Source organism: Thioalkalivibrio sp. (assembly GCF_041685615.1).
In the GTDB taxonomy this organism is placed as follows: Bacteria; Pseudomonadota; Gammaproteobacteria; order Ectothiorhodospirales; family Ectothiorhodospiraceae; genus Thioalkalivibrio.
In genome coordinates this window covers 1-10,046 of sequence record NZ_JAWLFK010000062.1, presented here as the reverse complement: position 1 = coordinate 10,046, position 10,046 = coordinate 1, and the positions used below count along the sequence as shown (strand labels likewise).

The window sequence follows — 10,046 nt, the reverse complement described above, 5'->3', positions numbered from 1 at the left end:
TCCCGCTGGACGCCTTCTACCCCACATTGCGGGAAATCCACCAGGGCCGCGACGTACGCCCCGGTGTCCCACACACGGCGCCCCCGGGAGACACCAATTAGGAACATCGCGTCAGGCAGGGGCTCTTGAGCGAGTCAGGCTTGGTGCTTGCCCTATCAAGCCGTGGATCTCGCCGGGTTCGTTCTCCCTAACCTTTACGACCGCAGTTCGGAGAGGACACTCCGGAAGCTCTCCAGCCCGGACTCCAGGTTCTCGATGATCTCCTCGGCGATCTCGTCCGGCTCGGGCAGGTTGTCCAGATCGCCAAGGGATTTGTCGCGGAGCCAGAAGAGGTCGAGGCTCGTCTTGTCGCGCTTGAGGATCTCCTCGCGGCAGAAGCGGCGCCAGCGGCCCTCCGGATTATCTTCGCTCCAGGTTTCCTGGCGCTGGTGGCGCGCCCCCGGCTTGTAGCACTCGACGAAGTCGCGCAGGTGCTCGTCGCGCAGCGGCTTCTTCTTCAGGGTGTGGTGGATATTGGTGCGATAGTCGTAGAACCAGACTTCGTCGGTCCACGGCTCGGCGCGGCCGGGGCGACCGTCAAAGAACAGCACGTTGGCCTTGACGCCGTGGGCGTAGAAAATGCCGGTGGGCAGGCGCAGGATAGTGTGCAGCTCGGTGGTCTCCAGCAGCTTGCGACGCACGGTCTCGCCGGCTCCGCCCTCGAACAGCACATTGTCCGGCACCACCACGGCGGCCTGGCCGTTCTCCTTGAGCAGCGTGCGGATGTGCTGGACGAAGTTGAGCTGCTTGTTCGAGGTGGTCACCCAGAAATCCTGGCGGTTGTACTCGAACTCCTCGCGTTCCTGCTCGCCGGCCTCGTTGGTAATGGTCAGCGTGCTCTTCTTGCCGAAGGGCGGATTGGCCAGCACGTAGTCGTGCCGCCTCGGTTGTTCGGCCAGCAGGGCGTCGGTCGGGGAGATGGTGGGCTCGTCGCCCAGATCGCCGATGTTGTGGAGGAAGAGGTTCATCAGGCACATGCGGCGCGCGCTGGGGACGATCTCGTTGCCGTGGAAGGTGGAGTGCTTGAGCGCCTGCTTCTGCTCGGCGGTCATCTCCGCCATGTGGTGGTCCCTGATGTAGTCGTAGGCGGCGAGAAAGAAGCCGCCGGTGCCGCAGGACGGGTCGCAGATGGTCCTGCCCGGCTGCGGCTGTACACACTCCACCATGGCGCGGATCAGCGGGCGCGGGGTGAAGTACTGGCCGGCGCCGGACTTGGTGTCCTGGGCGTTGCGCTCCAGCAGCCCCTCGTACATGTCGCCCTTCACCTCGGCGTCGAGCATCACCCAGCTCTCATCGTCGATCAGCTTGATCAGCCGCGCCAGCTTGGCCGGGTCCTGGATCTTGTTCTGCGCCCTGGTGAAGATCTGGCCGAGCATGCCGCGCTCCCAGCCCAGCTCGCGCAGCAGCTCGATGTAGTGGCCCTCCAGGTCCGCGCCCTTGCGACAGGTCAGGCTCTGCCAGTCGTAGGTGGCGGGGATGCCGACATCACGATTCCAGGGCGGCTGACTGTACTCGTCCGCCATCTTTAAGAAGATGAGGTAGGTGAGCTGCTCCAGATAGTCGCCATAGCTCACGCCGTCGTCGCGGAGCATGTGGCAGAAGTTCCAGACCCTGGAGACGAGGTTTTCGGCGTTCATTCCTGCTCCTCGGTGGCGATATAGGCTTGATCCGGGCGGTTCGGCTCGTCGGGAAACTGGTATTGCACGACTCTTTCGGTGAGCAGGGGGGCGATGTGCTGGCGATGCAGATAGTCCCGTCGGCGCTTCAAAAGAACCGCCAACTCACGGGTGCCGTAGGGCCTGAGGGCGCAAAGCGCTTGTATGAGCCGGGGTATCTTCTTCGGGTCTCGGCTGCGTTGCCCGATTCGTTCCAACTCTCTTCTAAGTTCGTCAGGTAATTCGGCCAGCAGCTGTTCACGGTACGCCTGACTGGATGCTTCCCCTTCGGACTCCTGCGATAAGGCTTCGGACTCCTGCGATAAGGCTTCGGACTTCTGTGATAAGGCCTCGGACTCCTGTGACAAGCTGGAAAACAGGTCGTCCTCGTCTTCGTTGGACGGGCCACCCAGTTCGTCACCGGGGACATAGTAAGTAGCCGGGCCGCGCGGAACCTGCTCGATAAGCCTCAAATCCCGCAGGTGGGTCAGGCGTTGACTGGCGGTCAGGGTATCGACCCGGTTGAGGTCACGGTAATCGGAGTTAGTGATGCGGCCGATCTCCCGGACGAAGATCAATGCCCGCTGTTCGTCCTCGCCCAGGCTCAGATGCCGGAACTGGCCGAGCCAGGCGATATCCTCCTCGCTCAGGAAGTGGTGGAACAGATAGGTGGCGGAAAACTGGTCGTTGTGGCGATCGGAATCGAAGCTCGGCGGAGAAAGCCCGGCCTCTTCCATCAGCCGGCGCATCACGCGGATACCGCTGCCCTTGGTCTCCGCCAGCCCCATATCATGCAGCACGTTGGCGATCACGGGATTGCGCCATTGCGATCCCGGCTCGCCCAGACTCTCCAGTGCCTTCAGCGAGTACCCCGGATTCTGCACCTCCAGCCGGTTGCTGTAACGGAGCAACTGGACGGGCTGCTGGCGCCGATAGTTGCGGTGCATCAACGCGTTCACCACGGCCTCACGCACGACCTTGTCCGGCAGCACCGTCTTCTCGTCCCGGCGTATTTCCCCTTCCGGGAGCTGAAAGGCTCGTGGAAGGTCATCCAGCACCGCTGCCGTGGCCCGCTGGATGAGACGGGGCAGGGTGTCGCGCAAATCGAGCGTCGTGAACCGATCGTGCGGGTCCTCGACCCACTCCTTGCCAGCGATCCGGACGTAGTCCACCCGGTTGGCCGGGAACAATCGGCGCAGCGCGCCCCGGCGACCGAACAGCAGTACGCCGGCCACTGTCGGGTGTAGCCCGCCGGACCTGTGGACAACGGCACCCAGCGCCTCCATGAGCTCGCCATCGGAAAAGTTCAGCTCCTCGGCCGACGGGTTCACGGCTCGGCGGACATCCCGGTAGTACTCGATCGCATCTGGGTCGAGGTCATCCAACGTGGCACCAGAGACGATCGAGCCGTCAAAGCTCTGGCTGGACCGCCCCTGATACAGCTCTGCCAGATCATTGTGGTTACAGCGGTAGTCCCCGCTGGGCCCGCGCCGCCAGGCGGCGCCTGGAAGAGACTTTCTGACGAAGTGAATGGGGCGGGAGGCAGGCTCAGCCTCGGGTACCTCCACCAGGATCACCGTGCCCTCATCCAGCGCCTCCGCGCGAGCCTGAATCCTCACCGGTGCATTGAAAACACTGGCGCACTGGGAGTGAAGGTCGCTGAGCAGCTTTTCCGGGTCCTCGATACCGCTCACCCGATAGTCACCGGGCGCATCCGAAGCCTTTTCCACCCCCAGCAACAGCCAGCCGCCGCCCATACCCGGCTCGTTGGCGAATGCACAGACGGTCTCCAGCACCGACTTACCAAGTTCGGACGCGCGCTTGGCCTCGATGCGGTCCGACTCGTCGAGCTGCCGGAGCTGTTCGAGGATGGCCCGTGCCGTGACCTGGCTCATGCCGATGCCTCCGTCTTGCGTATTCGGCGTTTGAGCCTGGGCGCGTCAGCCTGTTCTTGGCGGATGCGTTCCAGCAGCGCGCTGGCGGGTTCGTCGTCGGGGTCCTGGGGGACGAGCTTGCCTTCGAAGGCGCGTTTGAGGATGGATTGGCGGAGGGTATCTGCCCTTTGAATCTGCTCATCCAGTTCCTCTTCCATATGAGAAACAAACGACAAGCCTTGCTCAATTATTTTGGTGATCACTCTTTGCTCACTCTCAGGAGCAAGCGGCACAGGCATCGCCTGCACCCGAGATTTATTCAGCGCCTTCTGGTTATTTCCGGACCCGACCATGCGAGTCTCTTCATAGCGATACATAAAGAAATAGAAGAGATAGGCAGGGTCAAGCCCTATTTCTGACACACGGATAGCGGCAGTATTTTGATTATGCGCCGCGCTGACACGGAGTATGGCTGCCTGCCCCCTCGTCTTGCCTTCACCAATCATCGCCAGAACCACTGTTCCTTCAGGATGAACAATTGTAGACGTATTATCTAATCCTTCACTTGTTATCTTTTCTTTGGTATCCCATATCTCACAAAAAGCAACCTCGCCACTGCTTACCCAATTTATTGACCCTCCCCAATACAATGGCTCTCTCCGACTCGGCGTCGCACCAACATAGACAGGGAACAAGTCGCCAACCCTTAACCACCTCCAACCCGAAGGAAGTTTACTTAACTCACCATTGGGCAGACTATCTGGATCATTGGGAATGACTGGAGGCGCCGGCTTCCTCGGTCTCTTGCCTAGCTTTCTATCCATCCCCCACCCCGCCACAGCGGCATTCCACTTTTCCAACTTCTGCTGGTAGCGCGCTTCACGCTCTTCCTGGATGCGCTCAAGGAGTTGGTCGGCAGTTTCGATTTTGTCGGCGTTGTCGCGGCGCCATTGTTCGGTGAGGCGGCCTTCGAAGGCGGCCTTGAGCAGGGACTGGCGGTAGGTCTTGAGCTGGGCGCGGGCCGTTTTAAGGCTTTCCACACCCTTGTCCAGTTCGGAGAAGAGTTCTTCGATCTTGGCGACGATGCGGCGCTGCTCATTTAATGGTGGGAGCGGCAATGGGATTTCAGCCACCGTCCGCGACGAAAGGTGCTTGACCGTGACAGAGGAAGTCTCTTCATTTATGGCATCAAGGAAAGGCTGCAAGCAATAGAGCAGAAAATCATGATCAATGTCTTGGGATTTGATTTTGAGACGACAGACACGCTGATTGAGAAGGCCGACATCTCCCTCCCACTTGGCGGCCCTGAAGTCCCCGTCCATCCCGATTATGATGTCACCGGGATAAACGAGATATTCTTCTTCATAAGGACCATTGTAGTGGTTGTCGGTTTCCGTCTTGCCGACATCCCTGATCCTGATCAGCGGAAGCCCATCGCCGTGGGTAAAGTACTCAGACTTGAACGCCGCCCCATTCTGCACGTCAGCGACATAGCTGAGCGGTACCCGCTCCCAGTGAGGCCCTGCCGTAAGCAGGCAATGCTCGCCCTTTTCCAGAATCTCCGTCGGTGTCAGCGCTAGAGCCATTAAGCCGCCATCTCATCATTCATCTGGTCCAACACCTGCTCCATATCCTCCCCGAACAGCTGCCACATGCGCCCGCGCCCGCCCTCGGCGTCGAAGGGGGCGTAGTCCAGGTCCTCCACGGTGATGTGGAAGCTGGCGGCGATATGGTCGCGGATCTTTTCGAGCCAGGCCATCTGTTCCTCGTTGAACTTGGGCTGGTTGCCGGAGTGGCGACCGAAGACCCAGCGCTTGAAGTTGGCGCGGACGGTGTCGGCGTAGGGGGTGAGCTGGTCGTCCCAGCCGCTGACCCGGCGCACCAGGGCAATGATCTGGGCCAGCTCGCTCTCCGGTCGGCGCGCCTGCACCTCGTCCAGCCGGGCGTAGGCCTCCCAGACGCGGGCCGGGGCCAGTTGCGGCTTCTCGCGTTTGAGCGCTTCGAGCAGGTCGCGGATGGCCCGTGCGGTGATCTCGCGCCGCCGGTGCGGCTGCTGATAGTAGATGGTGAGGGCGTCGATGTCGTCCCGGTGGTTTTCCAGCCATTCGCTGAATTCCTGGCGCAGCTGTTCGCGCTGGGTCTCGGCGTCGGTCTCCCAGCCGCTGGTCTCCAGCTCGTCCGGGTTCACGTCGTCCACCACCTGCTCCTGGCGCTGGCGCACGTCTTCAAGGAAGGTGGTCAGCGGGCCGGTGATGGCGGCGGTGGCGGCCTTCGCCCGCTCCTCGCGGGCCGCTGCGAGCTGCTCCGGGCTCGGTTCGGCGCTTTCGGGCAGTTGGTGGGTCTCGCGGGCGGCGCGGCGCAGGGCGTCGGGGTCGTCGGTGCCCAGCAGCTCGGAGGCGATAGTGTTGAGGTCCGGGCCGCCGGTGATCTTTCGCACTTCCTGGTGCTGTTCGTCGTCGAGCCGCTTGCTGAAGCGGGCCAGGCGACCGGCCAGGCTGCTCAGGGTGTCCGGGTCGCGCACGCCCATGGTCACGGCCTGCATCAGGTCTTTCATGGGCACGCTGGGCTTGCGCTCCAGGCTGCCGGTTTCCATCTTCTTCGATTCACTGACGCCCACAGCGTCCACCAGCACGAAGTGAGCCTTGGGGCCGGTGGCGGAGCGGTTGACCTGACGCAGGCCGTCGGCGTCCAGGCTGCGGGTGCCGCGACCGACCATCTGCATGTAGTAGTTGCGGCTTTTGACGTCGCGCATGAACAGCAGGCACTCGATGGGCCTCACATCGGTGCCGGTGGCGATCATGTCCACGGTGACGGCGATGCGCGGATGGTAGTCGTTGCGGAAGCTGTTCAGTAGGCCCTGAGGATCTTCGTCGATGCGGTAGGTGATCTTCTTGCAGAAGTCGTTGCCGGCGGCGAACCCCTCGCGGGCGATGCGGATGATGTCGTCGGCGTGGCTGTCGCTCTTGGCAAAGATCAGCGTCTTGGGGACCTCAACGCTTCCCAGGCCGCCCTCGTCGTCGGGCAGGCGGCGATCCGGGAACATGCGGGGCAGGGCGTCGCGGAAAGCCTGGATGACGGTGCGGATCTGGTTAGGGTTGACCACGCTGCGGTCGAGCTGGCTGCCGGCGTACTCCAGATCCTCGTCCAGTTGCTGCCAGCGCTGCTCGCGGGTCAGGCGGTCGCGGCGCTCGACCGTCTCTTCGGCCTCGATCTTCCCGCCTTCCCGGGTCAGGCGGGTGTCGATGCGCCAGACGAAGTGGTCGACGTTGACGCCGTCCACCACCGACTGCTCCAGTGGATACTCACTGACCACGTTCTGGTTGAAGAAGGCGTAGGTGCGGTTGTCCGGCGTGGCGGTGAGGCCCACCAGGAAGCTGTCGAAGTACTCGATGACCTGGCGCCAGAGGTTGTAGATGGAGCGGTGGCACTCGTCGATGACGATGACATCGAAGAACTCCGGCGGCACCTTCGGGTTGTAGACCACCGGCAGAGGCTCCTTGCGCAGGGCGTCGAGGCCGCCCGGCTCGTCCTCGGCCTCTTCCGCCAGCGGCTCGCCCTTGAGGATGGAGTAGAGCCGCTGGATGGTGCTGATGCAGACTTGGCCGTCGGTGGGCACATGCGGCGAGCGCAGCCGCTGGACGGTGTAGAGCTCGGTGAACTTGCGGTTGTCGTCCTGGGGCAGGTACTGGTGGAACTCGTTCTCCGCCTGCACGCCGAGGTTGCGGGTGTCCACCAGGAAGAGGATGCGCTTCGCCCCGGCGTGCCTGAGCAGGCGGTAGATGCTGGTGATGGCGGTGAAGGTCTTGCCGGCGCCGGTGGCCATCTGGATCAGCGCCCGGGGGCGGTTCTCCTTGAAGGAGGTCTCCAGGTTGTTGATAGCGTGGTACTGGCAATCGCGCAGGCCGTCGGGCTCAAGCTCAGGCAGGTCCTGGAGACGGCCGCGGAGCGAGGCCGGTTGCGACCGCCAGTCGGCCAGAGTCTCCGGGCGCTGGAACTGGAATACTTCCCGGGCGCGGGGTGCCGGGTCACCCCGATCCGTAAAGCGCGTGAGTGTGCCGGTGGCCTCGTAGACAAAGCGCAGATCGGCCTTGCCAACATGCTTCAGCTCTGCGCTGGCGTAGCGGGCGGACTGCTCCTCCACCTTGCTCATGCGGTGGCCTTCCTCCTCCCGCTTGGCCTCAATCAGACCCACCGGCTCACCGTCCACCATCAGCAGGTAGTCCATCGGGCCCGTGTCGGTTGGGTATTCGCGCACTGCCACACCGCGTCCGGCCGACGGATTCAGTTCCGCCAGGCTCTGTACCTCCCAGCCCGAGGCCCGAAGCTGCTGATCAATTCGTTCGCGTGCGGCCTGTTCCGGGGTTTGATTGTCGGGCATGGATCATCCTGATGATTGCGTCTTCGGTGCACAGCGATCGCCCTGTGGACCACGGAGGCTGGATGGTGCGCGGGGCACCCAGGACGTATGTGCGTGGGCCCCGGCCCGCGTCTGCGGCGCTTCCGCACGCCGATGGACTTGAGTAACCATGGGCCGATTGTGCCCAACGTGGCACGTGTTGGCGATGAACTCGGGCAGTTGCGTTCAAAACGGTGGATGCTGCCAGTTCTAAGTGAACTGCCACCCTGCGGCACATCACCCTGATTGTCAGGGCAGCCTCGCCCCCCTCAACCGATGCACCGAGCGTCATGATTCGTCGACGCGTTCGAGCCGACAATCCAAGCTCCGGCAAAAGCGTTCACTCGCGCGGCGGGGCCAGATGGGCTTGAACTCTGGCACCCGATCCAGAAGCCCTGTGTCTTTAATATGGGTGCACACGGCGCTCGTATGAAAGGCAGCATTTAATAAAACTGGAATAGCCGGGTGTCGGCGCGAACTTGGTAACGGCCACAACGAAGGGGACGTCAGCACGCTCCAAGCGACGCGAAGGCACATATCTCAGAAGACATGCGCGATAAACTCTAGTGAGCCGGCAGACCTGCGGTGCGCGGGGAGATGCCACGCGGGCCGGCAGGGCTGGTATCCTCGCAGTCCGTTGGCGGCCGCCGTTTTGGGCGGTCGCGCAAGATCTTTCCGGGGCCATCCCGGACCGAGGATGCTGGAGGCCGCATGAGCAGTACGCACCGTCCCACCGATATCCAGTTGCATCAGAAGTCGCGCATCCTGGAACTAACCTATTCCGATGGCTCGCATTTCGAGTTGCCCTGCGAGTTCCTGCGCGTGTATTCGCCCTCGGCCGAGGTGCGCGGGCACGGCAAGGGCCAGGAGGTGCTGCAGGTGGGCAAGGAGGATGTGAACATCACCGAGATCGAGCCGGTCGGCAATTATGCGGTGAAGCTCGTGTTCTCCGACGGCCACGACACCGGCATCTATGACTGGGACTACCTGCACGAGCTCGGCACAGACCAGGAGCGTCTGTGGCAGGATTACCTGGATCGGCTGAAAGAGGCCGGGCACGAGCGCAAGACGCACTGACAACGGCACCTTGATGAAAGAAGAACCCGGCAAGACCCACTTCGGCTACCAGAGCGTCCCCGAGTCCGAGAAGGCCTCGCGCGTCGGCGAGGTCTTCCACTCGGTCGCCTCGCGTTACGACGTGATGAACGACCTGATGTCCATGGGCGTCCATCGCATCTGGAAGCGCTACACACTGGAGCGTACCGGCGTGCGTCCGGGCATGAAGATCCTGGACCTGGCCGGCGGCACCGGGGACCTGGCCGGTGCCTTTGCGCCGCGCGTCGGGCCGAAGGGGCAGATCGTGGTCTGCGACATCAATGCCTCGATGCTGGAGGCCGGGCGCGACCGCATGCTGGACGAGGGCCACGTAGGCAACCTCGACTTCGTGCAGGCGGACGCTGAACAGCTGCCCTACCCGGACGACTATTTCGACCGCGTGACCATCGCCTTCGGCCTGCGCAACGTGACCCGCAAGGAACGCGCGCTGGCCGAAATGCGCCGGGTGATCAAGCCGGGCGGGCGCGTGCTGGTGCTGGAATTCTCGCAGCCGGTCGCGCCGCTGCGCCCGATCTACGACATCTATTCGTTCAAGATGCTGCCGCTGATGGGCAAGCTGGTCGCGAATGACGCCGACAGCTACCGCTATCTGGCCGAGTCCATCCGCATGCACCCGGACCAGGAAACCCTGGCCGGCATGATGCGCGACGCGGGACTGGAACGGGTTGAATACGACAACCTGACCGGCGGCATCGTCGCCCTGCATCGCGGCACCAAGCTCTAGGGAGACACTGATCAATGTACACACTCGCGTTGGTACCCCAGGTTTTCCAAGACAAGGCGCGTCGTGCGACAGGTAGTGGTTCTACCTGTAAGCGGCACAACGCAGGATCGGGGAACCTGGGGTGCCAACCCCACAATTTAATAAGCGAAGGGGCTCGGCCGCTTTTGCGCGCGCACGGCGTTGCGGCTCCCTTGTGCAGAATGACTGCACGGCAGTCACCGCGCCTTGTTCGCACGCAAAAG

At 62.8% G+C, this 10,046-nt stretch carries 6 protein-coding genes; 2 read left to right on the top strand and 4 right to left on the bottom strand.

Features of this window, described 5'->3' with window-relative positions; translation table 11 throughout:
- Positions 1-194: 194 nt before the first annotated feature.
- From ACESLR_RS10655 to ACESLR_RS10640, 4 genes are read right to left on the bottom strand one after another with little or no spacing between them, the layout of a single operon-like run.
- Positions 195-1,676 (bottom strand): N-6 DNA methylase, encoded by a 1,482-nt coding sequence (locus ACESLR_RS10655; RefSeq protein WP_373025584.1) that lies wholly within the window; start codon positions 1,674-1,676, stop codon positions 195-197.
- A complete protein-coding gene (locus ACESLR_RS10650) occupies positions 1,673-3,589 on the bottom strand; it encodes an ATP-binding protein (protein ID WP_373025585.1) in 1,917 nt (638 codons plus the stop codon). The genes ACESLR_RS10655 and ACESLR_RS10650 overlap by 4 nt, the downstream gene beginning before the upstream one ends.
- A complete protein-coding gene (locus ACESLR_RS10645; protein WP_373025586.1) occupies positions 3,586-5,154 on the bottom strand; it encodes a restriction endonuclease subunit S in 1,569 nt (522 codons plus the stop codon). The genes ACESLR_RS10650 and ACESLR_RS10645 overlap by 4 nt, the downstream gene beginning before the upstream one ends.
- Positions 5,154-7,946: a DEAD/DEAH box helicase family protein gene (locus ACESLR_RS10640; RefSeq protein ID WP_373025587.1), complete on the bottom strand. Its 2,793-nt coding sequence runs from the start codon at positions 7,944-7,946 to the stop codon at positions 5,154-5,156. Before ACESLR_RS10640 ends, ACESLR_RS10645 begins: the two co-directional genes overlap by 1 nt.
- A 729-nt stretch (positions 7,947-8,675) precedes the next feature.
- Between ACESLR_RS10640 and ACESLR_RS10635 the strand changes: the two genes are divergently transcribed.
- Both ACESLR_RS10635 and ubiE read left to right on the top strand, forming a co-directional pair.
- Entirely contained in the window at positions 8,676-9,041 is a 366-nt protein-coding gene (locus ACESLR_RS10635; RefSeq protein WP_012981520.1) for a gamma-butyrobetaine hydroxylase-like domain-containing protein, read from the top strand.
- Between the two features lie 13 nt (positions 9,042-9,054).
- Positions 9,055-9,804: a bifunctional demethylmenaquinone methyltransferase/2-methoxy-6-polyprenyl-1,4-benzoquinol methylase UbiE gene (gene ubiE / locus ACESLR_RS10630; RefSeq protein WP_373025588.1), complete on the top strand. Its 750-nt coding sequence runs from the start codon at positions 9,055-9,057 to the stop codon at positions 9,802-9,804.
- Positions 9,805-10,046 lie beyond the last annotated feature (242 nt).